The sequence below is a fragment of the Lapidilactobacillus dextrinicus DSM 20335 genome (assembly GCF_001436095.1).
GTDB lineage: Bacteria > Bacillota > Bacilli > Lactobacillales > Lactobacillaceae > Lapidilactobacillus > Lapidilactobacillus dextrinicus.
On the sequence record NZ_AYYK01000011.1, the window covers coordinates 37,525 to 62,328 of the forward strand.

Annotated in this window: 21 protein-coding genes; 12 read left to right on the forward strand and 9 right to left on the reverse strand. The window is 38.3% G+C overall.

Annotation, left to right across the window (positions count from 1 at the left end):
- Nucleotides 1–17 precede the first annotated feature (17 nt).
- The 6 genes from FC84_RS06255 to FC84_RS06280 all read left to right on the forward strand — a co-directional run bounded on the left by FC84_RS06255 (nucleotide 18) and on the right by FC84_RS06280 (nucleotide 6,491).
- Nucleotides 18–1,052: an alcohol dehydrogenase catalytic domain-containing protein gene (locus FC84_RS06255; RefSeq protein WP_057756918.1), complete on the forward strand. Its 1,035-nt coding sequence runs from the start codon at nucleotides 18–20 to the stop codon at nucleotides 1,050–1,052.
- A gap of 445 nt (nucleotides 1,053–1,497) precedes the next feature.
- The gene (locus FC84_RS06260) at nucleotides 1,498–2,697 is read left to right on the forward strand and encodes a quaternary amine ABC transporter ATP-binding protein (protein ID WP_057756920.1); all 1,200 of its coding nucleotides are present in this window, start codon (nucleotides 1,498–1,500) and stop codon (nucleotides 2,695–2,697) included.
- On the forward strand, nucleotides 2,690–3,535 hold the full coding sequence (locus FC84_RS06265; RefSeq protein ID WP_057756922.1) for an ABC transporter permease: 846 nt from the start codon (nucleotides 2,690–2,692) through the stop codon (nucleotides 3,533–3,535). The genes FC84_RS06260 and FC84_RS06265 overlap by 8 nt, the downstream gene beginning before the upstream one ends.
- A 12-nt stretch (nucleotides 3,536–3,547) precedes the next feature.
- Nucleotides 3,548–4,456, forward strand: coding sequence for a glycine betaine ABC transporter substrate-binding protein (locus tag FC84_RS06270; RefSeq protein ID WP_057756923.1), 909 nt, complete (start codon nucleotides 3,548–3,550; stop codon nucleotides 4,454–4,456).
- Between the two features lie 207 nt (nucleotides 4,457–4,663).
- On the forward strand, nucleotides 4,664–5,125 hold the full coding sequence (locus FC84_RS06275) for a MarR family winged helix-turn-helix transcriptional regulator (RefSeq protein WP_057756925.1): 462 nt from the start codon (nucleotides 4,664–4,666) through the stop codon (nucleotides 5,123–5,125).
- Nucleotides 5,100–6,491, forward strand: coding sequence for a DHA2 family efflux MFS transporter permease subunit (locus FC84_RS06280; RefSeq protein WP_057756927.1), 1,392 nt, complete (start codon nucleotides 5,100–5,102; stop codon nucleotides 6,489–6,491). Before FC84_RS06275 ends, FC84_RS06280 begins: the two co-directional genes overlap by 26 nt.
- 169 nt (nucleotides 6,492–6,660) lie before the next feature.
- On the opposite strand, the gene yaaA is transcribed toward FC84_RS06280, so the two are convergent.
- Nucleotides 6,661–7,410 carry a peroxide stress protein YaaA gene (yaaA, locus tag FC84_RS06285; protein ID WP_057756929.1) on the reverse strand — a complete coding sequence of 250 codons (750 nt, stop codon included), beginning with the start codon at nucleotides 7,408–7,410 and terminating at the stop codon, nucleotides 6,661–6,663.
- Between the two features lie 208 nt (nucleotides 7,411–7,618).
- On the opposite strand from yaaA, the gene FC84_RS06290 reads away from it, so the two are divergent.
- The gene (locus tag FC84_RS06290) at nucleotides 7,619–9,148 is read left to right on the forward strand and encodes an ABC transporter permease/substrate-binding protein (RefSeq protein ID WP_151425867.1); all 1,530 of its coding nucleotides are present in this window, start codon (nucleotides 7,619–7,621) and stop codon (nucleotides 9,146–9,148) included.
- A 1-nt stretch (nucleotide 9,149) separates the two neighbouring features.
- Nucleotides 9,150–10,115, forward strand: coding sequence for an ABC transporter ATP-binding protein (locus FC84_RS06295; protein ID WP_057756933.1), 966 nt, complete (start codon nucleotides 9,150–9,152; stop codon nucleotides 10,113–10,115).
- A gap of 84 nt (nucleotides 10,116–10,199) precedes the next feature.
- Here the strand turns inward: FC84_RS06295 and FC84_RS06300 are convergent, their stop codons facing one another.
- The 4 genes from FC84_RS06300 to add form a co-directional block, all read right to left on the reverse strand.
- A complete protein-coding gene (locus tag FC84_RS06300) occupies nucleotides 10,200–11,417 on the reverse strand; it encodes a carboxylate--amine ligase (RefSeq protein ID WP_057756935.1) in 1,218 nt (405 codons plus the stop codon).
- Nucleotides 11,418–11,530: 113 nt separating this feature from the next.
- Nucleotides 11,531–12,037 carry a universal stress protein gene (locus FC84_RS06305; protein WP_057756937.1) on the reverse strand — a complete coding sequence of 169 codons (507 nt, stop codon included), beginning with the start codon at nucleotides 12,035–12,037 and terminating at the stop codon, nucleotides 11,531–11,533.
- Nucleotides 12,038–12,109: 72 nt separating this feature from the next.
- Nucleotides 12,110–13,372 (reverse strand): carboxylate--amine ligase, encoded by a 1,263-nt coding sequence (locus tag FC84_RS06310; protein ID WP_057756939.1) that lies wholly within the window; start codon nucleotides 13,370–13,372, stop codon nucleotides 12,110–12,112.
- Nucleotides 13,373–13,465: 93 nt separating this feature from the next.
- Complete coding sequence (add, locus tag FC84_RS06315; protein ID WP_057756941.1) at nucleotides 13,466–14,485, reverse strand: adenosine deaminase; 1,020 nt, start codon at nucleotides 14,483–14,485, stop codon at nucleotides 13,466–13,468.
- 254 nt (nucleotides 14,486–14,739) lie between these two features.
- Here add and FC84_RS06320 point away from each other — a divergent pair, with 254 nt between their 5' ends.
- Nucleotides 14,740–16,041: a pyrimidine-nucleoside phosphorylase gene (locus FC84_RS06320; protein WP_057756943.1), complete on the forward strand. Its 1,302-nt coding sequence runs from the start codon at nucleotides 14,740–14,742 to the stop codon at nucleotides 16,039–16,041.
- A 9-nt stretch (nucleotides 16,042–16,050) separates the two neighbouring features.
- The gene (locus tag FC84_RS06325) at nucleotides 16,051–17,388 is read left to right on the forward strand and encodes a metallophosphoesterase family protein (protein WP_057756945.1); all 1,338 of its coding nucleotides are present in this window, start codon (nucleotides 16,051–16,053) and stop codon (nucleotides 17,386–17,388) included.
- A gap of 326 nt (nucleotides 17,389–17,714) precedes the next feature.
- Here FC84_RS06325 and FC84_RS06330 read toward each other — a convergent pair whose 3' ends face one another.
- The 4 genes from FC84_RS06330 to FC84_RS06345 form a co-directional block, all read right to left on the reverse strand.
- Nucleotides 17,715–18,722, reverse strand: coding sequence for a LacI family DNA-binding transcriptional regulator (locus tag FC84_RS06330; RefSeq protein WP_057756947.1), 1,008 nt, complete (start codon nucleotides 18,720–18,722; stop codon nucleotides 17,715–17,717).
- A gap of 17 nt (nucleotides 18,723–18,739) precedes the next feature.
- Nucleotides 18,740–21,022, reverse strand: coding sequence for a glycoside hydrolase family 3 N-terminal domain-containing protein (locus tag FC84_RS06335; RefSeq protein ID WP_057756949.1), 2,283 nt, complete (start codon nucleotides 21,020–21,022; stop codon nucleotides 18,740–18,742).
- A 110-nt stretch (nucleotides 21,023–21,132) separates the two neighbouring features.
- Nucleotides 21,133–22,458 carry a PTS sugar transporter subunit IIC gene (locus FC84_RS06340; RefSeq protein ID WP_057756951.1) on the reverse strand — a complete coding sequence of 442 codons (1,326 nt, stop codon included), beginning with the start codon at nucleotides 22,456–22,458 and terminating at the stop codon, nucleotides 21,133–21,135.
- A 104-nt stretch (nucleotides 22,459–22,562) separates the two neighbouring features.
- Entirely contained in the window at nucleotides 22,563–23,846 is a 1,284-nt protein-coding gene (locus FC84_RS06345) for an alpha-L-fucosidase (RefSeq protein ID WP_057756953.1), read from the reverse strand.
- 253 nt (nucleotides 23,847–24,099) lie between these two features.
- Between FC84_RS06345 and FC84_RS06350 the strand changes: the two genes are divergently transcribed.
- Both FC84_RS06350 and FC84_RS09210 read left to right on the forward strand, forming a co-directional pair.
- Complete coding sequence (locus FC84_RS06350; protein WP_057756955.1) at nucleotides 24,100–24,405, forward strand: helix-turn-helix domain-containing protein; 306 nt, start codon at nucleotides 24,100–24,102, stop codon at nucleotides 24,403–24,405.
- Entirely contained in the window at nucleotides 24,399–24,695 is a 297-nt protein-coding gene (locus FC84_RS09210; RefSeq protein WP_162257969.1) for an IS3 family transposase, read from the forward strand. Before FC84_RS06350 ends, FC84_RS09210 begins: the two co-directional genes overlap by 7 nt.
- Nucleotides 24,696–24,804 lie beyond the last annotated feature (109 nt).

Here is a 24,804-nt window from a genome sequence, read left to right on the forward strand (position 1 = left end):
AGAAAGAAGTTATGATAATGACCGAAAAAAATTTAGCCTTTGTTGCCCTAGGTGGCCAAGAATTAACCGCGAAAGACAGCTTTGCTATCGCTCAATCTGACATACCTAATCCCAAAGCTAATGATTTAATTGTCAAAGTTGAAGGTTTTTCGTTAAATCCAATCGACGAAAAACGACGTTCTTCTTTAGTAGGTCAGTCATTAATTCTCGGCTATGATGCTGTTGGTGAAATTGTTGCGCTTGGTGATCAGGTGCAAAATTTAACTATTGGTGACCGCGTTATTTACGCCGGAACAACTAAACGCGCCGGTAGTTACCAGCGTTATCAAGCTGTGGCAGCTAACTTAATCGCTAAAGTTGATCAAGAGGCGCCACTTCATGAACTAGCTGCGCTACCCTTAGTTGGTTTAACCGCTTGGGAATTGCTTTTTGAACGACTAGGTTTTACGCCAGCACATAATGCCAATCAAGGTAAAACGCTACTCGTCATTAATGGTGCGGGTGGTGTGGGATCGATGCTGACACAACTGGCTAATTGGGCGGGTTTAACCGTCTTAGCCACGGCCAGTCCTAAAAACAATCCTTGGTTAGCCGACCACGGCGTTAATTTTGCCATTGATTACCATACTGACATCGTTAAAGCCGTCCATCAAAGTGGCTTTAACCAATTAGATGCCATTGCGGCCTTGTATAATCCTGTACCTTATATGACAACGATGGCCGAATTAATTGCACCTTTCGGCCACATCGGCACAATTGTTAAGCCGACTGCACCCTTAGACTTAAGTCCACTTTTAGCAAAATCTGTAAGCTTTAGCTTTGAACGCATGTTTACCAAAACTGATTACAATCTCCACGCTGACAGTACTAGTGTTATTCTGAGTAAACTATTAGCGCTGTATTTTTCGGGACAATTATCCGCTAGCGTTTCAACGTCGTTATCACCAATTAACTTAACTAACTTAAAAACTGGTTTAACCACACTAAATAGCGGTCATCAAGTTGGTAAGATTGTGTTAAGTGGTGCTTTTGAGTCTTCATTAAATTCCTAAGTTACGCTCATTTGTCTTCTAGACTATCTAAAACCATTAAAAATTATGGCCCAACATTCCTAAATCATCACGATAAAAGCCACTACTACTTCAAAAAAATAGTGGCTTTTTTAATAGGGTCGAATTAATTCCTTCAATTTATAAACGAGCTAGATCGCCACCGATAATGTATATTTTATTTAATTTCCGTAAGCGGTTAATCAACATAACGGTCTATAATTAAACAGCTTTATTTTTCAAAATTTCATCTATTATTTTTACGTATAAAATAACCCTAGTTCTTTGTAAATACTAGTCAGATCAACCCCTATCGTTTTACAGCATCCATAATATGTGTTAGGCTGGTATAGACGTTCAAAACAGAAACTCGTCAAACTAGATGAGTTTCTTTTTTTGTATATTTAGTCTTTAAAATGGGCTAAGAGAAACTAAGGAGGTTGATTTTTTGACGACCAAGGTTGAGGTTAAAAATTTAACGAAGATTTTTGGCAAGCGCGTTAGCAAAGCTAAGAAACTCTTAACAGACGGCGTTAGTAAAGCTGATATTTTAAAAGAGACTGGCGCTACCATTGGTGTCGATCGCGCTAATTTTACAGTTAATGACGGCGAAATTTTTGTCATTATGGGTTTATCAGGTAGTGGTAAATCCACCACGATTCGGATGATGAATCGGTTAATCGAACCAACTAATGGCCAAGTAATTCTTGACGGTCAAGATATTATGACCATGTCAAAAGATGAATTACGAGAAATGCGCCGGCATAAGATGAGCATGGTTTTTCAGAACTTCGCATTATTACCTAACCGAACAGTTCTAGAAAACGCTGAATATGGCTTAGAAATTCAAGGCGTCGATAAAGCTACTCGTGAACAAAAAGCTAATGAAGCCTTAGAAATGGTGGGCTTAGCTGGTTATAACGACCAATATCCAACCCAATTATCTGGTGGGATGCAACAACGGGTGGGTTTAGCCCGGGCATTAGCTAACGACCCAGAAATCCTTTTAATGGATGAAGCTTTCTCAGCTTTAGATCCGTTAAATCGTAAAGATATGCAGGACGAATTATTAGACCTGCAAGAGAACATGCACAAAACCATTATCTTTATTTCGCATGATTTAAATGAAGCCTTACGGATTGGCGATCATATTATGATTATGCGCGACGGCGAAATTGTACAAATTGGCACACCGGAAGATATTTTGACCCACCCGGCTAATGATTACGTTGAACGCTTCATTGAAGATGTTGATCGTAGTAAAGTCCTTACGGCCAGTAAAGTGATGATTCGTCCCGTTACAGTTAATATTGAAAAAGACGGTCCACGTCTAGCTTTACGGCGAATGCGAGAGAACTCGATTTCAAGTTTATATGTAATTGATGGTCGTCATCATCTTGTTGGTATTATTGACTCCACCGATGTCATTGAGTTAATCCGCGCTGACAAACGGTCATTAGGTAGTATTATCAATCCTGATGTGCCAACTGTTGCCCTCGATACGCCACTGAAAAATATGATGGATGAAGCTTCACATACTCCGGTGCCAATTGCAGTCTTAGATGACCAGCAACGTTTACAAGGTATCATCATTCGTGGTGCTGTTTTGGATGCTTTAAATGGAAATGGAGGCGAAGCTAATGCTTAATTTACCTAAATTACCTTTAGCTAAATGGATCAACGCCTTTGTTAATTGGTTAACCCAATTTGAAGGTTTCTTTCAAGGTGTAACAAACTTTTTAAATGCGATTATTAACTCATTTCAATGGGTTTTTGACTTATTACCACAATGGCTCTTCGTTGTACTCATTATGGCAATTACCTTTTATTTAAACCGTAAGAAACAAAAGTGGTCGCTTTTAATCTTAGAGCTCATCGGCTTTTGGTATATTGCCAATCAAGGTTATTGGCGTGACATGACCCAAACTCTAACTTTGGTACTAACATCTAGCCTAATTGCGATTATTGTCGGTATTCCATTAGGGATTTGGATGGCTAAAAGTAATCGTGTGCGGACAATTGTCAATCCAATTTTGGACTTTATGCAAACCATGCCGGCCTTTGTTTACTTGATTCCCGCTGTTGCCTTCTTTGGAATTGGGATGGCTCCTGGTGTTGTGGCTTCTGTTATTTTTGCCATGCCACCAACGGTACGTATGACCAATTTAGGTATTCGCCAAGTACCTCATGATTTAATTGAGGCGACTGATTCCTTTGGTTCAACAAGTTGGCAAACCTTGACACAAGTCCAATTGCCTTTGGCTAAATCAACTATTATGGCCGGTGTTAACCAAAGCATGATGTTATCCTTATCGATGGTTGTCATTGCTTCAATGATTGGTGCAATGGGTCTAGGGACCAAAGTTTACTTCGCCGTGGGACGAAATGACGCCGGTAGTGGCTTTACAGCCGGTTTTGCAATTGTTATTTTAGCAATCATTTTAGACCGTGTGACCCAATCCTTTAACAAGCAAAAGAACAAGTAGGAGGTTTTATACGTGCGTAAAAAAATACGATTATTTATACCCGTCGTCTTAACGTTGCTCGTCCTACTGAGTGGTTGCAGTACTAAAGTGCCTAAATATCAAGCTAAAAAAGCGCTGGGGCCACAAATTAACTATACGATTACCGGAATTGATGCCGGTGCTGGAATTATGGCGTCGACTCAAAAAGCACTCTCTGCTTATGGACTCGCTAAAGACAACTGGCAATTACAAACTAGTTCAACGGCTGCTATGACAAGCACGTTGGATAAAGCGATTCGGCATAAACAACCAATCGTGATTACCGGCTGGCAACCACATTGGATGTTTACCAAATACCCGATTAAGTTCTTGAAGGATCCTAAACATGTCTATGGTAAAAGCGAAAGCATTCATACCATTGTCCGTAAAGGCTTAAAACAAGATCAGCCAACTGCTTATGAAATGCTGGATCGCTTCTATTGGACACCAGCAGAAATGTCTCAAGTCATGATTCAAGTGAATAACGGTAAAGATCCGCAAAAAGCTGCTCAGCAATGGCTCAAAGCTAATCCCAAAAAAGTTCAACAATGGACTAAAGGCCTTAAAAAAGTCTCTGGAAAGCCAACCCTAAAATTAACTTATGTAGCTTGGGATTCTGAAATTGCTTCAACTAATGTTGTCGCCGAAGTTTTACGTGGTTTAGGCTACAAAGTCACCATTCAGGCGATGGAAATGCAGCCAATGTGGGCTTCAATTGCCACTAATGTTGCTGATGCCCAAGTGGCCGCTTGGTTACCCACAACTTCAGCCAAGTTCTATTCTGATTATAAAGGTCAGTTTGTTGATTTAGGTGCCAACTTAAAGGGTGCCCGTGTTGGTTTAGCTGTGCCGAAATACATGACTAATATTAATTCGATCGAGGATTTATTGAAAAACAAATAATAAGCATCCCCCTTCTTACAATCCATTAACATTAACTAGAAGCTGATTAAATCAGCTTGTTTAAACGTTATTTCCTTCATAGGAGATAACGTTTTTAATATGGTTTCGGTTCTTTTCAAAAATATGATTTGACTTTTCTGAAAACAAAGCATAAACTAAGTATTCGTTACATATGTGCAGTTGCACATAAATGGAGGTTGATATTTATTGATTTCTAACAACAAGGATCGAGTTCAAGGTATTAGTGTTCTCAGTCGTATCATCCAAAACGATCTAAAACGGAACGTCAAACCGTATGGGCTTAATGAAAATAATTATTTTTTCATTTTTTTCGTTAATGATCACCCTGGTGCTACCCAGGACGAACTGACACGGACGATGTTTTTAGATCATAGTACGATTACGCGGGCAGTATCTAAGCTAATCGCGCTAGGCTACTTAGAACGGCGGCCTGATGAAAAGGATAAACGGGTCGGGCATCTTTATTTAACCAAGCAAGGCGAAGCCCTACATCGCCCCCTTTATGAAGCAACGAAGCATGCCGAAGAAATGGCATTCGGTAATTTAACGAGTGAAGAGCGCAAAATAATTCAATCGTTATTATTAAAATCTGCCTTATCACACGAACGGGAGAAAGAAAAAAATGGATCAAAATACAAAAATGTCTAAACGCGATTTACTTTCAATTATCGCAGCTGCACTGATGGCTTTCATTGGTATTCTCATTGAAACCTCAATGAACGTTACCTTCCCTACTTTAACTAAGGAATTCGGGGTAGCCTTAAGTACAGTCCAATGGGTCACAACTGGTTACTTACTTGTTGTTTCCTTAGTTATCATTTGTTCTTCATACATTAAAGGTCGTTTTAAAGAACGTTATATTTTCATGGCTGGTGCTATTTTCTCCATTATTGGTGATATTTTCTGTGCGTTAGCTAATAACTTTACCATTCTTTTAGCTGGTCGAATGATTCAAGCAATTGGGACTGGTATCTTATTGCCATTACTATTCAATATCATTCTTGAACGGGCACCATTAGCTAAACGTGGTGTATTCATGGGCTTAGGTGGTTTGATTGTTTCCTTAGCGCCAGCCTTAGGACCAACTTTTGGTGGTGTGGTTGTCTTCTTTTTAACCTGGCGTGATATTTTCTGGATTTTATTGCCTCTGATGTTCATCGGCTTATTATTGGGGCTTTCAATCGAACAAGTTACACCTTTACGTAAGGAACGCTTTGACTGGCTACGTTTAATCTTATTAGGCGTTGTCTTTATTAGTTTGACATTAGGTTTCAATACCGTCAGCACCTTAGGCTGGATTAACGGTCAATTCGGCATTGCCTTAATCGTCATGGTGATTGCGTTAGCTAGTTTCATTGCTGTTTCTAAACGTAGTACTCGTACTTTGGTTAGTCTCAAAATTTTCAAAAACCGCGTCTTCGTCACGGCGCTGTTAGCTTATATCTTTATTCAATTTACTAATATTGGGATTAACTTCGTCTTACCTAACTATGCTCAAATTGCCGATCACTCTACTTCACTCATTGCTGGTTTGATTATGTTACCTGGTAGCTTAATTGCTGGTTTATCAACACCGCTTTGGGGTCGTATGTATGATTCATACGGTGCTAAGCGACCAATTACAATGGGTAATACCTTATTCTTCTTAGCCATTGTCTTGTTTGCTATCTTTAGTTTCAATTTATCACCAGTTTTAATCTTGATTTACTACGCAATCTTTGCTATTGGTATGAATATGGCCTTTGCCAACACGATGACTTACGCCTTAACTATCGTTGGCCCAGAACAAGAAACAGATGCCAATGCCATTTTCAATACGTTGAATCAATTTGCTGGTTCAATTGGTACGGCCGTTGCTTCTAGTTTCTTAGCTTCTGGTTCTGGTTCAAACGCTGCTAGCGTTATGCAATCTGGTACACAACACATGTTCATCTTTGTCGGTATTTTGATTTTAATCAACTTTGGTTTATATCACTATACTTTCAAACATGGTGACAAACAGTTAGCTAAATAATTGATGACAACAAAATCGTCGTTATTGAATTTAACCAGACGATAAATAGTTAAATAGGCGCAATCATGACCGACTTTGATCAAGTCAGTTGTGATTGCGCCTATTTTTAAATTGTTCGTATCTTAAAAATGCCGATTCGTTGATTTGCCAATATAAATTTTTCAAAAAATTAATCAGCGGTGTTCAAAAAAACTAATTTATTTTCTGCCGATAATTCGGGTTGATACTGATAATTAAAATCATTAAAGGCTTGTAATGCCTCAATACTCTGAACGTTATTCTCCGCCATGAAACGGACCATTTGTCCGCGGGCCATTTTAGCTAAAGTGGCTCGTGTTTTTATTTTGCCATTAATTAAATGTCCAAAAACAATATCGATCATTTGCTTTGGTGATGTGGTGTATTTGGCAATGCATTTGCTATATTCTTGTGAGGCTAAGTTAATAATCGGCTCGTCTGTTGGCGCCACGGCATCGTAAAGTCGCTGCTGCCAAAAAGCATAGAGATTTTGACTATCAGCCACGGATAATTTGGCCTGCATCTCTAATCGATAAGGCACCACGCCGTCAAAAGGACGCAGAACGCCATAGAACCCTGATAAAATTCGCAAGTGTTGTTGAGCATAATTAAAAGCAGGCCCAGTGAATAAATCTGGTGCCATATATTGATATTGAATACCAGAATAAGCAAACAATGCTGGTGTTAATTGTTTGGTTAAGTCGATTTGTTGGAGTTGCTGATAATTCTTCTGGGCTAGTTGCTCACTGCAATGCCAAAGCGTTTTTAATTCAGGGTAAGAAAGCTGGCGTAATGTTTTTAAAATGGTCTGTGTCTGCTCGAAATATTGTGGTCGGGTGATCTCAACAATGTCGTCGGGATTAACGACCATCTTTTTTGCTGGTGAAATAATGATTTTCATATTAAGGCCTCTTAGCTAATTAATACCAATAGTTTACCAAAATAAAATATCATCGTCTGCTTCAATAATTCTGGTCTAGCACCTAACAATTTCAAAGATAATCAAAATCTAATTACTGTTAATTTAGCGGACAGATGCTTACAATAGTTAAAGCACCTATATTTAGTATTAAAATATCACGACTTTAATGAGGTCGGAGGTTAAACTTGTGACAGAGATCGGACAAACATTAATTGAGCGGCGCACGGACTTAATTCAAGCTCTGCTCCAACATATTCAAATTTCCTTACTAGCTTTAGTGATTGCGATGTTTATTGCGATTCCTTTAGCCATTGCGGTAACGAACCATCATAAATTAGCAGAATTCTTTTTACAAGTCGCCGGTGTTTTACAAACAATTCCGTCACTGGCACTACTGGGCTTACTAATCCCGATTGTCGGCATTGGTAACGTTCCGGCAACCATTGCTTTAGTGATTTATGCGATTTTACCAATTTTTCAGAATACTTACTTAGGGATTACCAATATTGACCCGTCCTTAAAAGAGGCGGCTGAAGCTTTTGGGATGTCGCGCTGGCAAAAATTATTTCGCATTGAACTGCCTTTAGCCATGCCGGAAATTATTGCTGGTGTCCGCAACGCCTTAGTTTTAATTATTGGTACTGCCACACTTGCTGCCTTAATTGGTGCTGGCGGTTTAGGTACCTTTATTTTGCTAGGCATTAATCGTAATAATAGTGCCTTAACGTTAATTGGTGCCGTTGCTGCTGCCTTATTGGCGATTGCCTTTAGTTGGTTAATCGGCGTCTTACAACGGGTTAAGTTGCGTTATTCTTTAACGGCACTAGCTTTAATTGTTGTGGGTAGTTTAGGTTACAGCGGTTATACCGCCTACCAAAACGCTCAACCAACAATTACGATTGCTGGTAAATTAGGCTCGGAACCAGATATCCTAATTAATATGTATCGTGACTTAATTAAACAAGATAATCCCCAAGCAAAAGTCGTACTGAAGTCTAATTTTGGTCAAACTAGTTTTCTCTTAAATGCTCTGAAAAGTGAGCAAATTGATATTTATCCGGAATTTACTGGGACCGTGCTTGAAGGCCTTGTTAAGTTACCAGCTGGCCAAACTGTACCCCATTCCGCAAATAAAACCTATCAATTAGCTCAGAACTTATTGCAGCAACAAGAACAACTGACTTACTTAAAACCAATGGCTTATAACAATACTTACGCCGTTATTGTGACGAAAAAATTTGCCCAACAGTACCAGCTTAAAACAATTTCCGATTTAGCGCGCGTGGAAAATAAGATTACAGCCGGTTTTGATTTAGAATTTATGGACCGCCAAGATGGTTATAAAGGGCTGCAGAAGAAATATGGGCTTACTTTTAAAACAAAATCAATGGATCCGTCATTGCGCTACGAAGCCATTCAGCGCGGAAGTGTTAATTTAATCGACGGTTATTCGACTGATTCTGAAATTCGCCGCTATCATTTAGTAGCTCTGAAAGATGATCGGCAACTCTTCCCTTATTATCAAGGGGCGCCGTTAATGCGTGCTGAAACAGCGCAGAAGTATCCGCAAATCGTGAAAAGTTTAAACAAGCTTCACGGCAAAATTACTGACGCACAAATGCGGCAAATGAATTATGATGTTAATGTCAAAAAGAAATCAGCCGCTACTGTTGCTCGTCAATATCTCATGAAACATCACTTACTAAGGGGGAAATAACATGACCACACCAATGATTAAATTTGATCATGTCAACAAAATCTATGGTGACACCAAGGCCGTTGATGATCTTTCCCTGACGATTAATGAACATGAACTATTCGTTCTCGTTGGTACTTCTGGTAGTGGTAAAACCACCACTTTAAAAATGATCAATCAATTAATTAAACCAACCAACGGGACAATCTACTTTAACAAGCGCGCCGTCACCGATTATAAAGTACGTGACTTACGCTGGGATATTGGTTATGTTCTGCAGCAAATTGCCCTTTTCCCTAACATGACGGTTGGTCAAAATATCGCCTTAATTCCTGAATTGAAGCATTGGGACCGCGCTAAAATCAAAACAACCGTTGACGAATTATTAACCCAGGTTGAACTGCCACCGGAAAAATATCGTGATCGGATGCCAGCGGAACTGTCTGGCGGTGAGCAACAACGGGTGGGTATTTTACGCGCCTTGGCCACACAGCCCAGCGTTATTTTAATGGACGAACCCTTTAGCGCCTTAGATCCACTTTCGCGAACGCAATTACAAGATTTATTATTGCGGATGCATCAGCGCCTTCAAATGACCATTGTTTTCGTCACCCATGATATGAACGAAGCCTTAAAGTTAGGCGATCGCATCGGCGTTATGCGTCAAGGTCAGCTCTTACAAGTGGCATCACCTCAAGAAATTTCTGAACATCCAGTTAACGAGTTTGTCCGTTCATTCTTTGCAACAAGCACTAGTCAATCAGATTTATTAAACCAACCGATTAGTCAATTAACCAAATACTGGCAGCCAATCGACCAATCAACACCAACATCGACAGTCATTGATATTAATGCATCACTAACTGATGTTTTACCCGAACTTGTTAATCAAGAGTGCGTCGTCATTAAACGTGCTGATCAACCAATTGCCTTATTAACCCGGCAAAATATCTTACAATATTTAAGTGAGCAGTCACCAAATAATTAGCGGATTTACGCATTTGATCGCAAACAAAAAACTCTCGTTCAATAAATTTGAACGAGAGTTTTTATAATTCACTAAATTCTATAATTACCACTTGTTATCTCTATATTTACGAACATAATTAGTCTGGCGTGCAGCTAAGAATAATTTGCGTTTAAAACTTTTATCAGCTTTATAAAATAACGGATTGCCCCATTGCTTATTTCTAATTAATTGACGACATTCCTGATTTATCTCTGTATTATCTACAAATTGACGCAATACCATCTTCGGCACAATAGTAAATAAGAACGTCTTTTCATTATAAACAACGGATTTATCTAAATGATTAATACAATCATCCACTAAGTATTGCGCCATATTATGTCCAGTTTGTGTAATATAATAACTGGAACGACCTTGACGAATATTAATTTCGAACAGCTTGAATTTATGATCACGCTTGTCATATTTAATATCAAAATTAGCAAAACCTGTATAATGAATTTGTTCTAACAATAGCTGCATCTTCTGCATCAGCGGCAGATTATAACGACTAATGACAGCAGTATAATTACCGATTGCTGTAGGTGTATGCTCTTGTAAAACAACCTGTCCCAAAGCAACTAGTTGCACCTTACCCTGTGTATTAGCATACAGAACACCATCATACATATAAGTATCATCACCGGGTATATACTCTTGGATAATAGCCTCATCATCGTAATGAGCATGATGTAGCAAAGTTAAAACTTGATTAGCCTCTTTTTCAGAGTTAACCCGATATATCTTTTGTTTTCCTTCAAAGTGCATATCATAGTATTTAACAACATTGCTTGGCTTAATAACAACTGGATACATCATTTTCTCATGAAACGGTTGTTCATTATACGCACAGTTATAAAAATATGTCTTCGGATAATCAATTTCTAAATCATTACATAATTGATAAAAGTTCTTCTTATACTGCAATTTATTGAGCAACTTCAGACTAGGATAGTTAAAAACATAATACTGACTCAAAAAATCTGCATTTTCAACAATATAGCGAACATACATATCGCTAGTTCCAATTAACAATAACTTTTTATTGGGTTTTGCATATTTCTTAGCGACCATTTCCAGTATTTTAGGAAATTCTGCAGGTTGATGTAGTTTATCAAAATACTCTATATGACCAGGAATTGTACTATATTCAGTAAATGACAAAGGAGCTGATCCAACTAGAATTGGATGAATTCCATATTTTTCATGAAAAGAAATAGCCATATTATACGTATTTAAATCAGTACCAACAATAATTGGAATAAAATTGAGACCTTGCATAACTTCCTCCTAGTAAAACAATAACAACATCCATTATAATTGAGTAAGAACACATAATCAATTTATACAACAGGAGTTACAAAAATATTACCAGGATAAATTAGAATTTTGTATTATTTTTCAAAGTCCTTCAACATGCGAGCAATTTGGGCATCTGAACGAACGATAATGACCGAACATGGTGCGTAGCGGGCAATATAAGCCGCCTGAGTTCCGATCGTCTTGCGTTTACCAGGTTTAGTTTCAGATCCAATCACTAATAAATCTGGCCGAAAATCAGGAATGACTGTTTCAACGATCTCATGGCTCGGGCTGCCTTCTGCTAGAATCGGTGTGACATCCGTTACCCCAAATTCCCGGGCTTTGTCACAATAAATATTTAAGTCTCTGGTAATCTCTGCGCGTCGTGTTTCAATCGTTTCTGGTGACAACGATTGGAAAATATTTAAATCACCAGTTTCCAAAACCATCGTCACTGCCAAAGGGATATCGTAAACCTTGGCAACGGTACAAGCATAATCAAAGGCCCGTCGTGAAGAAACAAAATCATCATCATCAACGGCAATCATAATCCGTGAATAGTGCATTGTTGAAACTTGATAGTTGGCTAAATCTTCCATTCTACTCACCTCACAATTAGTATAACTCAAAATTAATTCAAAACCGATTTTTTTAAATTCAGTTACTACAACCTATTTCTTAAAATCGCGACCTTTGTTCGCTTCAAAATATTTAGCATAACGCTTAACGTAGTTATGGTTAACATAGGTTAATAGCGCCCAACGCTTAATATTCATATCAGCATGGTAAAACAGCGTTGTTCCCCAACGATCTTCACGAATCATCGCTAATGCAGTTTGCTTAGCTTCATTATCAACCGCATATTGTTCAAAGGCCTTCTTAGGAACGCCCAACCACAATTTACGGGTTGCTTTATTTTGGTTGCCATAAATTGTCGCTGCATCAGCCAATTCACCAGTAACATAATCATCAACTAGGAATTTAGCCAAGTTATAACCGTTTAAAGTCACGTAAAAGCTACTGCGACCTTGACGCAAGTTAATTTCAAAGAACTTGAATTGACCATCACGCGCATCAAACTTCATATCAAAGTTAGCAAAACCAGTATAGTTAATTTCTTCAAGGAAGTTTTGCACTGTGTCATATAAATTCTGATCAAATTCAGGCAAGATTGTCACATAATTACCGATTGAAGCTGGTGTCGGATCTTCTAATAAAGGATGACCCAAACACATCATCTTCACGTGATGATTTTGATCAACATAAGCATTTAATACCCGCATGTTAGAATCATCGCCAGGAATAAAGTCCTGCAAAATCAAATCGTGGGTATAGCCGTTATCGTAAATCTTACCAACAATGTCTTTAAACTCTTCATCGGAATGAATCGTAAAAGCTTTTTTACGTCCTTCAAAGTGAATGTCTAACCAATCAACACTTTCAGAAGGCTTTAAAGCAACGGGATAAGCAAATGGTTGGCTTAAGTTTTGTTGTTTGTAATCATCTGGTGTAATAATTTTTGTTTCTGGATGAGGTAGATGATGTTCTTCAGCAATCTTGTAGAAACGTTCCTTGTTATTCAACTGTTTTAAGAAGTCATAGTCAACACATGGGCACACAAAGGTTTTACTTAGTTCTTCTTTATGTTTAGCAATTAATTCTGTGTAACCATCGCTACAAGAAACCAAGATCACGGGTTCTTGATGATTTTCGTAGCGTTTAGCGATTTGGCGCATGGTCTCGATAAAGACCGGGTCTTCATTAAAGCCGGTGTGTAATTCAACTTCAACAATCTTGCTGAAGCGAGTTGGTGCATATTGAACACTGGCAATTGCTTGAATTTTTTCACCAGTTAGCTCGTGAAATGAGCGAGCCATACCGTATACATTAATATCGCTACCCAATAAAATTGGGGTAAATTTCGTCGTTGTCATTTAAAGTGTCAATCCCTTGTCAATTAATACATTTAACTATATAAGTTAAGCCACATAAATTCAAGCAGCACTGGCCGAAAACCGCGCTAATCACTAGTTTTCAGCATAACCTTTTTGCAAATCTTGGATCACTTGTTGTCGGATTGTTGCCGAACAAAAAGCCGCGTTAATCGCATTTAAATTAACTTCTAAAAATTGTGATTTCGTGATGCCAAAATGACGTTGCCACAAATCATATTCTTTCGTTAAATTTGTATTGGAAACTGTTCGATTATCGGTATTGATCGTGATTTTAACCTGATTAGCTAATAGTTCTGCTACTGGATAGCTGGCTAAGTTTTTAACAGCCTTAGTTTGTAGATTACTGGTGAGGCACATTTCTAAAACACCATCGGCTTCACTAACTTGCTTTTGAAAATCGACGTGACCACCTAAAGCAACACCATGACCAAAACGGCGAATTCCCAAAGCTAACGCCGCCATAACATTGTGGGCACAGTGACTTTCACCGGCATGCAGTGTCATCGGAATGCCTAATTGCTGGGCCGTTTTAATCGCTGGTTCAATCACTTCTGTGGGGAAATCAGCCTCATCACCGGCAAAATCGCCTCCAACTAATCCCTGGCCTAAAAATGGTTGCGCAGCTTTAAACATCATTTGACTACGTTGATTAGAATACTGACGCATCGCACAAACCAGCAAACCAGATTCCACTCCAAAATCAGCTTGGGCTTGATGTAATCCTTTAATCACCGCGGCGATTGCTTCGCTAACACTTAAGCCTTTTTCCGTTGAAAAATCAGGTGCAAAGCGAACTTCAATGTAACGTACGTTTTCAGCAGCACATTGTTCAATGACATCATAGGCGGCCAGTTCTAAAGCTTCTGCGGTTTGTAGAAGTGGCAAAATCACATCAAACCGTTTTAAATAATCTAGTAAATCTTCAATATCATCAGGCACACTCACCAACTCACGTAAAGCTTGATCAGAAGCTGGTAATTCTACGGCGGCCATTTGGGCTAACTTGCGAATAGCTTTTAGGGATAATGAACCATCTAAGTGACAATGTAATTCAACTTTAGGTAAAGCTTTTAATTCTTGAACAGTTAACATGATCCACCTCATTTGAATTTAATATCTTCAAGATAGCTTTTTTCTGCGCTAAATTCAATATAAACCAAACTTATCAGGACCTAGTTCGCGTTTAAGCGCTATATTTGTTAAAATATGTATAGAATTATGCAATCGTCGTGGAAGCTATCAATCAGGCCCAGCACATTATTTAGTGGGTTGTAATCTAGTATCAGGCAGCCACTACGCCCGTACTTTTTCAAACTTCCACAAAACAACTTTAGGAGGAATTTACGATGCGGATGATCGATTTAATTGCCAAGAAACGTGACCACGAAGTTTTAACGACTGAAGAAATTAATTTCATTATTAATGAATATACAGCTGATCGGATTCCTGATTATCAAGTCAGTGCCTTATTGATGGCAATCTACTTGAATGGAATGACTGATGCTGAAACATCAGCCTTAGCCAAAGCGATGTTAGATTCTGGTGAAGTCCTCAATCTAGATTTAATTCCGGGTATTAAAGTCGATAAACACTCTACTGGTGGTGTGGGCGATAAGATTAGTATTCCGCTAGCGCCTTTAGTGGCCAGCGCTGGCGTTAAAAACCCGATGATTTCTGGGCGTGGTTTAGGTCATACTGGTGGCACCTTAGATAAGCTAGAAGCTATCCCTGGCTATGATGTTGACGAAACTGTGGACCAATTTATTAAACAAGTTAGTGAACACGGTACAGCGATTATTAGTGCGACTAAAGACGTTGCCCCCGCCGATCGCAAGATCTACGCTTTGCGTGATGTCACGTCTACAGTCGAATCGATTCCCTTAATTGCCAGTTCTATTATGAGTAAGAAGCTAGCTTCTGGCACTAACGCCTTAGTTTTAGACGTTAAGACTGGTAACGGTGCTTTTATGAAGACTGAAGAACGTGCCCGTAAACTGGCTGAAACCTTAGTGGCAATTGGTCGGCAAAATAATGTCCCCTGTGTGGCCTATTTAACTGACATGAACCAGCCGCTAGGCTATGCCATTGGTAATGCTAATGAAATTAAAGAATCGATCGCTGTTTTGCGCGGTGAAGGTCCAGAAGATGTCACTGAACTTACTTTGATTTTAGGCGCAGAAATGTTAGTTCTTGCCGGTATTAGCAAGACTACAGCCCAAGCGCGTGCTATTTTAGAAGATCACATTAAGGACGGCAGTGCATTAGCTGCTTTCAAGCAATTAATCACGGATCAAGGTGGCGATGCAAGTATCGTAGACCATCCCGAAAAGTTACCACAGGCAGATGGTCAAGTTGACGTCATCGCTCAAGCTTCTGGTTACATTACAGCTATTGAAACCAATGAACTAGGCTTAGCTTCTGTTAAAATCGGCGGTGGCCGCGCTAAAAAAGACGATATCGTTGATCCAGCTGTTGGCATCATGATGCACAAAAAACTAGGTGATGCTGTCAAAGCAGGTGAACCTTTAGCAACCCTTTACGTCAATACCGAAGCACCAGAAGAAGTTCAAGCTCAAGTGTTAAATAGTTTTACCATTGGTGAAACTAAACCAGAATTACCCCCATTAATTCATGAAGTTATTCGTTAGGAAACAACAATGATCAATAAACTTTCCAATTTTCTTAATAAGCAACGTTTGAATCAGCTTGAACACTACCGTCATCCCGGGTTCTTCAAGGTCACTTTAACCAATGAAAATGGCAAAAAAGTTCCTTACACCTTAGCCGTAACGCGGCAACATCAACAGCTTTTATTGCCCCGACAAAAAGCCGACGGTCTAACTGGTCCCCTTTATTTCCGCAGTTACTCTTCTTATTTCAAACGTTATAATTCTCTCACGGAACTGCCTTTAGGCGCACGCCAATTCGTTAAAGCATATTTGCAAACATTTGCGGAGCAGATTAATCCTAAATTAACCCCAGCTTCATTAACCTTAGGTGTGGTTACTGATACGCATGACAAGGCTGACGCTAACTACACTTACTATGGCAGTAATGGTCAGCAACACATTGAAGAATTAAACCTACTGGATCAAACAGGCATTCTCGATTTTAAAGGGCACTTAGGCGATGCCATTGACGGATCCGATCCCGGTAATATTAGTCAAGCTCACTTAGGTAAAATTGTGGCAACGCTCAATCAAGATAAAACACCTTTTTTCATGGCTAAAGGCAATCATGATGAGAATGATAAATATGACGAGAAGTTTTTCCATAACTATCCCAGCTTCCAAGCCAATACTTATGGTAATCTCGTCTATAAGAAATTATTGGCGCAACCTCAGATTAAGCAGTTAAGCTACGAAACAGGCTTGAGTTACTTTGACAAGGGCCAAATCCGCGTGATCGTCCTGAACACCAGTGATGTGCCTTACTTAATTACAGCCAATGGTTTGAAGAAATACGATGTTAAGTTAACCCTAGCAATTCGTCAACAACAGATCGCGGAGCTAATTACTGTCCTGCAACAAAGTGCAGGTAAACAAATCGTTGTTTTGGGCCATGCTAACCTGTTGAAGGCCGATGGCAGTGAAGGCTTACAATTTAACGGTCATGCTGTTCACGAGCTGCTAGTGGCCTTTAATCGGCATTTAAAGGGACGTTTGTGTCCCAAGTCAACTAATCCTGATTTTTCAGTTGATTTACCGTTTGATTTTAGTCAACAGCAGTCTGGTCAAGTCTGGTCTTATATTTGTGGACATTTGCACACAGAAAACAATTACTGCGTCGATGGTATTCAGTATGTCTTATTGAATTGTAGTGCATTAATGGGGCCCAAACACCAATTAACGACGAAATATAATCGTGCTTGGAATCGACAACAAGGCACGATTACCGAATTTGCCGGTTACGTGATTGATATTAACGCGCAATCCCGACAATTACAGGTTTTTGGTTACGGCGCAGCTTCACCTGAACGCGTCTTTCAGTTTTAAAAACTAACTAAAAACAGCTATTATGTCTAAACAATACCTATCAAACCGGCACTGTTTATCAAAAATAACTGTTTTTTGAAATATTCAAATTAACGTAATTTAGTTTCCTATTACTTGGTATTCTAAACATAAAATCTAAAATACTGTTTCCTATTCTAATACCGATCATTAGCTTGATAAGATCATATTTATCAGTTCATGATTGAGAATCAACCATATGAATTCCTCAACCAAAGCGCCTCCTATTTTTACCAATATTTTATATTAATAAAAATATGTTCTGTGGTAGAATGATCACTATCCCTTATTGTTAACGTAGCATAATTTTATTTAATAATAGTTGGCGTTACCTCAATCGAAGTCTTACCAAATCCCATAATCTGATTTTCAAATATGTAAGTTGCACCGATATTCTCAGCGGTACCATTAATCCGTGAGAGTAATCGTTCAGCACATACCTGTCCCATTATAGTTGCCGGTTGTTGAATTACTAAGCGTTGATCGTTAAGCTGATTTAGTTGATCCAAATAGTCAAAATGACCAAAAGCAATATCTGTATCTATCCGTAGCCCCGATTTACTAAAAAACTCCATTGTTCCTAAAGACATATTGTAGTTACATACAAATAAAGCATCCACACCGTCTGATATCAACTCGTTTGCACCACAATAACCAGATAGTCGAGAATAGTCACCTTGGTAAACAACAAACTCGACTTCTGGATACTCCCTTTGGGAATCATAAACACCTAAAAGACGTTCTCGAGCACTGTAATCTCTTTGTGGAGCAACAATAACCCCAATTTTCTTATTTCCTTGTGTGACCATCCGCGATAGAACGGTTTTCACACTTATCCGATCGTTTCCAATCATACTATCGACATTAACCAACTTATTGGGAGTTTGTAAAGAAACTACTGGGATACCAGCGTCAGCTAGTCCATCCATTCCTGGCCAGTCTTCCCCAACCTCAAAAAGAATTAACCCGTCCACAGAGCGCTCCCGTAAATAGCTTAGCTTGGCTGAAACTCTGTCCTTATTATCGTTAAATCCACTGATGATAACTCCATAGCCATGTTTCTCTAATATATCTTCAATGCTTGATACAATGTCCATACTAAATCGACTAGATAAGTTATTCATTAGTAACCCAATCGCAAAACTATGATTATTTTTTAGTCCTTTAGCAATAATATTCTGCCGATAGCCTAAACTTTCAATAGCTAATTGAATATGGTCCATATTCTCTTTCTTTAAACGTTGACCGTTTAGGTATCGCGAAACGCTGCCCACTGATACCCCAGCTTTTTTCGCAACTTCTCGAATTGATACCACTATTATATGCCTCCGCATTACAAACTAACTATAGATATTAGATCACCCACAATGATCTTTACTGTATTCGGTAGTTCTTGTTTTTGTTCAAGGTTTGTCAGCTTCAAATTATCCATTGAGATATTTAAACTAATAGTTTGTCTTTCTTTTGAATGTAAACTAACTCTTTGAAATGCCTTAAGTAAACAATGATGTGACAAAACTTGTCCCCCACGGGCTTGAGCAAAAACTAAGAGTGGTAAAATCCCATCTCTGAGACCAATATTTTCTACGGTCACCGTAACCCTAAGCCTATTTTTTTCTCTGTCTACATGTAAAGAACGATATTTAAAGGAAGTATAGCCAATTCCACTTCCAAATGTCAACAAAGGTGCACCTGCTTCATCATAGTAATCATCTTGTTTAGAAGCAGCTCTCTGATAATAATACACGGGGAGTTGAGCACTGTTTCGAGGATAACTTATACTTAGCCGACCACTTGGCTCCGATTGTCCTAAAATTAATTTAGTTAATGCACGCGCACCCATTTGTCCCGGAAACCATCCAATAAAAACAGCATTGGTTTTTTTTAGAACAGCCCTAATATCATAGGGACGACCTTGAATCATTATTGTAATAATAGGCTTTTTTAATTGAACTAGTTTCTCTAGAAGTATTAATTGAGCACCTCCAAGTGTTAGTTCGGAAACATCTACATTTTCTCCAGAATCCATATTAATTCCCTTGGAGGAAACAGCACCATTTTTGAGAAATTCCATATCAAAACTTCTCGCTGATGATCCCCCAAGAACAAGAATAATTACGTCAGCATTTTGAGCGACATTTATAGCTTCTTTTAAGTTTTTACTTTGATTATTTTTATCACGAACATCGCATCCTAAAGCATAGGTTACCCGACTTTGTGGAAGAGCTGCTTTAATTTCCCTAAATATTGTGTGCATCTTCATATCTTTAGTTTGTGGTGCTGTATAATCCCCTAAAAGATTATATAGTTTGTCGGCACTCGGTCCAATCACAGCAATATTTTTAGTCAACTTATCCAGAGGAAGTATACCATCATTTTTAATAAGTGTTACACTTTCTTCTGCCAACCGTTCATTGCATTTCTGTGATTCTTGTATTATTTGATCAATTTGATCAGTTGGATCGCTTAGATAAGGATGTTCAAACAATCCCAATCGAAACTTAATCGCCAATACATGTCCTACAGCCTCATCTAGTAGTCTTTCATCAATTACGCCCGCTTTAATTCCTGCGGCAACATGAGAATACGTTTCATCCCAAAGGCCAATATCTACACCTGCTTGTAACGCGGCATTTGCAGAATTCACTTTATTATCAAAAACATCGTCCAGTCGATCTAACGCAAGACCATCAGCCATAACCAAACCCTGATAGTTATTTTCTTCTCGAAGTATCTGACGAAAAAGTTCAGGATTAATATGACATGGAACACCATCTATATCATTATATGCCGCCATAACACCCGCAGCATTTTGTGCTCCGGATATTAAAGGAACATAGATATCCCTAAATTCTCTATTGCCCAGAATTACTGTACCAGAATTATGTCCGCCTTGAGCCTCTCCTTGAGCAATACAATGCTTAAGTACAACACCTATTTGATCGAATCGCCTTTCTGCAGCGAATTGAGTGGTTAATGGAATGGTGTGATCTATTAGATCTCCTTGAAATCCTCGAACTATTGCGCGGCTCATTTGTTCAGAAAGATATGGATCCTCACCAAAACATTCTTCTGTTCGTCCCCACCGTGGATCTTTCGCCAAATCTAAAGAAGAAACTAGCGCAAGATTAATTCCCTTTACCGCAAGTTCTTTTGCCATAAGTTGTGCAGAACGTTCAACTAACTCAGGATCAAAACTATTACCTTTACCAATATTTGTTGGATAAGAAACTCCGTCTAATCCTTGATGTCCGTGAGGACATTCTTCTGTCAACAATGCAGGGATTCCGAAACGTGAATGAGCGATCACCTCCCGCTGAACACAATTTGCAACTCGCCAAGCATCTTTTAATCCTACTCCTGTAGAATAATCGATTCTTGACCACGGATCTGCTCTGAAAAGGCCATAGATTGCCCCGACCCCTCTTCCCCAGTCGAGATGATCTAGAAAATTATTGGTAAGACGTACTTCTTTAGTAGCTTGATCAAATGTGAAACATTCCCAACCGTATAATCGTTGATTTATCTGTCCCATCTTTTCTTGAAGAGTCATTCTTCTGAGTAAATCATTTACTCGCTCTCCAATGGTTTTGTTAGGATCTTGATATTCTAGCATTACTACACCCTCACTAACTATCACTAATCGATATACATAATCCCCTCACATCCGAACATAACCCGTTCAATTGCTGTGAAGGGACCTTCAACATTAAATAAATCTCGTAATTAATTAAGTTCTTCGTGAGTTCTAACTTTATTGCTAACCATAACAAAAGGAATATAGATAACTACATCTAGTATAAGTAACGCAAAGGTCAAAAGTACAGCAGGTATATTACCCGCGGTTCCCAACCAAGTTTGAATACCTATTGGCGCAATCCAGGGTGTAATTGCCACAAAGCGCCCAACTAGATTCATTGATGTTAATACATAAGCAATAGTCAAATTAATTGAAGGGAGTAGTGCAGCGGGAATCATAAAGATAGGATTCATGACAACTGGTAATCCAAACATAATAGGTTCTGAAATATTAAATATAACTGGCGCACTTGCTAATTTTGCAATTGAGCGCTGTCCTGAGTTATTAGAAACAATAAATAATGCAATAACCAAGGCTAGCATACAACCACCACCACCAAGTAAACCATATGCTCCGATGAATGGTGCATTAACAATATTTGGAACAGTTTTTCCTGCATTAAACGCTTCCATATTTTGCTGAATCGAAGCTAGCTGTGGTGCAGTCGTAATCGGCGATAAGATACTTGATCCGTGAAGACCAAATACCCAGAGAATATCAGAAACGAGTTGAATTACAATCATTCCTGGTCCTGAAAGTACTAATCCTTGTAATGGCTTCTGAATAATAACAGTCAAAATATCTGGAATACTTAAGCTAGTCATAGTTGTCAACATATACGTAGGGACAATAACAACCAATAATACAAGAATTTCTGGTATTAAGGAATTAAAAGTAGAAGCAACTGCTGGTGGTACCCCATCAGGCATATGAATTTTTAATTTTTCAATTTTAGAAAATCGGATAAATAATTCAGTTCCAATAAGGCTAGCAAACATTGCGACAAACAGTCCCCCTGAACCTGTCAAGCTTTGTAGCCAAATTCCAGTTGCTTCTGCAGTCTTACCCGATGTCAAACCGACAGTTCCAGTTGCTGGCATCATAAGAAACATTAGACTTACTGCCAACCCTCCAGCATTTGTAGATGAAAAACCTTCTGCTTTCAACTTGTGATTATTCACATACCACTCGCTTAAATTCACACCAATATTATACGCTACAAGAATTGCGATAATTCCCAAAGTGCCGTTACTAGCCATTACTGCAAGACTTGCTAGACTAGATAAATCAATCACCTTCTGCACGGCTGTATTTGAAAATACCAATGAGTTTAGTAACGTAAAAAGTGATGCAGTCATAATTAATGGCATTGTTCCAATAAAACTATCACGAATTGCTGTTAGATGACGCTGATTATTCATTCTTGCGGCAATCGGTAACATTTTTTCGGAAATTTTATCAATGACGTTCATTGTCGGCCTCCTCAATCATAATTAAAATATATAATTTTTATTTAACTTTAATCTATTTCAATAATTTAGTTCTACTTTTCATTTTCTAAAAGTTAATAATATATTTAGTTTGTTAAATCATCCAGTTCAAGTTTATAACCAACATATGGTGAATCTGACGGTACGTCATTACTGAGCGGTAAAATGTTCTTAATACGCTTAGTTAGTATTTTTCCCCTTAGACTATTAGGATTAACATTTCGCTGTGTAAAGCCGTATATAATATCTTTTTTTCGCGTAAAAAACCAACCATCAATCTTAAAATTAGTTGGTCGAGTTTCATAAATGCCTTCTCCAAATATTCCTAACCACTTTCCCAGTTGATTCATCAGTTTAGTAGCTTGGCTTGGTAAAGAACCATCTGGTTTAGGGCCAACACCTAAAACCACATTACCACCTAATGAAACAATTTTAAGTACGGTCGCTAAAATTTCTTCAAATGATTTATATACATCATTAGGAACATAGCCCCAATTCTTTGCTAATGGTATATTGCTTTCCCATGCCTTTTTTGGAGGAATATCTGGCACTTTACGTTCTGGCGTAACATAATTTTCATAACGACCACCAATAGTTCGATCAACAACTAATAAGTTGGGTTGTTTCTTTCGTAGTTTTGAAACTATTGCATCCATATTCAGAAACTCATTGTTTTTTCGATTGACCCATCCACCATCTAGCCAAAGTATATCGATTGAACCATAGTTACTACACAGCTCTAAAAGCTGGTTTTCAACAAACTTGTTGAACTTATTCCATGTTTTAGGTTGTTTAAGCGGATCATACGATGCATAACGTCCTACAGGATCACTTTCTGGTTGCCAATAGTAAGGGCAGTGCCAATCTGCCTTTGAATAATAAGCACCAACACCTATATTTTCTTTATGAAATGCATAGGCATACTCGCCAAAAAGGTCCCGTCCTGTATACTCCGTAATACTATAGTTAGATTGTCTTGTATTATACATATTAAAGCCATCATGATGTTTAGTTGTAAATATCGCATATTTAAACCCTGCCTTGCGGCTTACTTTTGCAAGTAGATTTGCATCGAAATGCTCTGGTTTAAATTGCTTTGCTAAGTTCCAATAGTCTTCGCGCAACTGAGTTAAATCCTGACGCCATGGTGATTTTCGAGCCCATGTGTCTTCTCTCGAGAGTTGCCATGACTCTACAATACCTGCTTGTGAATAAAGACCAAAATGAAAAATTACCCCAATTTTTTGGTCTTTAAACCATTCAATTTTTTTAATCAGGTTTTTCGATAAATCTGTATACTCTTCTTGATTAGCATCTAGACTTTCCTCAATATCTTTTCTAACGATAAGTAAAATCCCCTTTCGCCGCATAGTAGGAATTAGCAGATGATCAATCTGCTGATGTCAACTTTAACTAGTAGCTTCAGAATTGAACCGGTTCAAAAATAATTATAATCTTTGTCAGTCTAAATGCAAGCGATTTCAGTTTTTTTTTTTACGAGTATCTTAACTATTATTTAGTGAAAGACAAAAAGCATATCCTTAGGAACTGAAGTTATAATTTGATACAAATATATAAAAGCACTTTCGAAAAAAGTAAAATTTATTCGGAGGTGTTTTTATTATGGTTAATAATCATTACTCGTATGAAATTAAACTAGAAGCCATTAGGCTTCTTAATTCTGGTATGAGCGGACGTAAAATATGTAAGCAACTTGGTCTTAAAAGTGATGGTCTTATTTATACATGGCGCAGTTGGTTAAGAAATGGCGAATATTATCGACTTAGACAGGGGCAGGGAAAACAATATAAATATAGGAAAGGCGATTTAGAACTGCCAAATGAGGTTCGTAAGGACTTAGAAATTAAACAAATGCGGGAAGAATTAGAAGTTGTAAAAAAATATTTAATCAAGGAAAGGTTGTGGTAAATCAGTCTACTATTCGCTTAATTAAGACATTAGGTACCCACATTTCAATTACCAGAATTTGTGAGATTCTAGGTATTTCTAGAACAACGTATTATCGGCATTTAAATAAGCATGAAGAATACACACTGACAGAAGTTGAAAACCGAATTCATCAACTGTGTATTGAGAATCATTTTCTTTATGGGTACCGAAAAATTCATGCCCTACTAACTGAAAACAGCCTGGTGAAGTGTAGCGTGAGTAAAGTTCAAAGAATTATGTCACGTCATGGGCTGGGGTTGTTGCTTTAAGCAAAAACGTTTTAATAAGCCTGGTAATCCTTATAAAACCTTTGAGAACTTAGTTAACCGTGATTGGAATACAGCTCAACCCTTGCAAAAACTGACAACCGATATCACT

What these genes read in the sequence shown, in the direction of transcription:
- FC84_RS06265 (WP_057756922.1), top strand. Translation starts at nt 2,690, where the DNA reads ATGCTTAATTTACCTAAATTACCTTTAGCTAAATGGATCAACGCCTTT.
- FC84_RS06340 (WP_057756951.1), bottom strand. Translation starts at nt 22,458, where the DNA reads ATGAACGTCATTGATAAAATTTCCGAAAAAATGTTACCGATTGCCGCA.
- FC84_RS06255 (WP_057756918.1), top strand. Translation starts at nt 18, where the DNA reads ATGACCGAAAAAAATTTAGCCTTTGTTGCCCTAGGTGGCCAAGAATTA.
- FC84_RS06350 (WP_057756955.1), top strand. Translation starts at nt 24,100, where the DNA reads ATGGTTAATAATCATTACTCGTATGAAATTAAACTAGAAGCCATTAGG.
- FC84_RS06305 (WP_057756937.1), bottom strand. Translation starts at nt 12,037, where the DNA reads ATGGAAGATTTAGCCAACTATCAAGTTTCAACAATGCACTATTCACGG.
- yaaA (WP_057756929.1), bottom strand. Translation starts at nt 7,410, where the DNA reads ATGAAAATCATTATTTCACCAGCAAAAAAGATGGTCGTTAATCCCGAC.
- FC84_RS06300 (WP_057756935.1), bottom strand. Translation starts at nt 11,417, where the DNA reads ATGCAAGGTCTCAATTTTATTCCAATTATTGTTGGTACTGATTTAAAT.
- FC84_RS06310 (WP_057756939.1), bottom strand. Translation starts at nt 13,372, where the DNA reads ATGACAACGACGAAATTTACCCCAATTTTATTGGGTAGCGATATTAAT.
- add (WP_057756941.1), bottom strand. Translation starts at nt 14,485, where the DNA reads ATGTTAACTGTTCAAGAATTAAAAGCTTTACCTAAAGTTGAATTACAT.
- FC84_RS06335 (WP_057756949.1), bottom strand. Translation starts at nt 21,022, where the DNA reads ATGCTAGAATATCAAGATCCTAACAAAACCATTGGAGAGCGAGTAAAT.
- FC84_RS06345 (WP_057756953.1), bottom strand. Translation starts at nt 23,846, where the DNA reads ATGCGGCGAAAGGGGATTTTACTTATCGTTAGAAAAGATATTGAGGAA.
- FC84_RS06325 (WP_057756945.1), top strand. Translation starts at nt 16,051, where the DNA reads ATGATCAATAAACTTTCCAATTTTCTTAATAAGCAACGTTTGAATCAG.
- FC84_RS06295 (WP_057756933.1), top strand. Translation starts at nt 9,150, where the DNA reads ATGACCACACCAATGATTAAATTTGATCATGTCAACAAAATCTATGGT.
- FC84_RS06280 (WP_057756927.1), top strand. Translation starts at nt 5,100, where the DNA reads ATGGATCAAAATACAAAAATGTCTAAACGCGATTTACTTTCAATTATC.
- FC84_RS06320 (WP_057756943.1), top strand. Translation starts at nt 14,740, where the DNA reads ATGCGGATGATCGATTTAATTGCCAAGAAACGTGACCACGAAGTTTTA.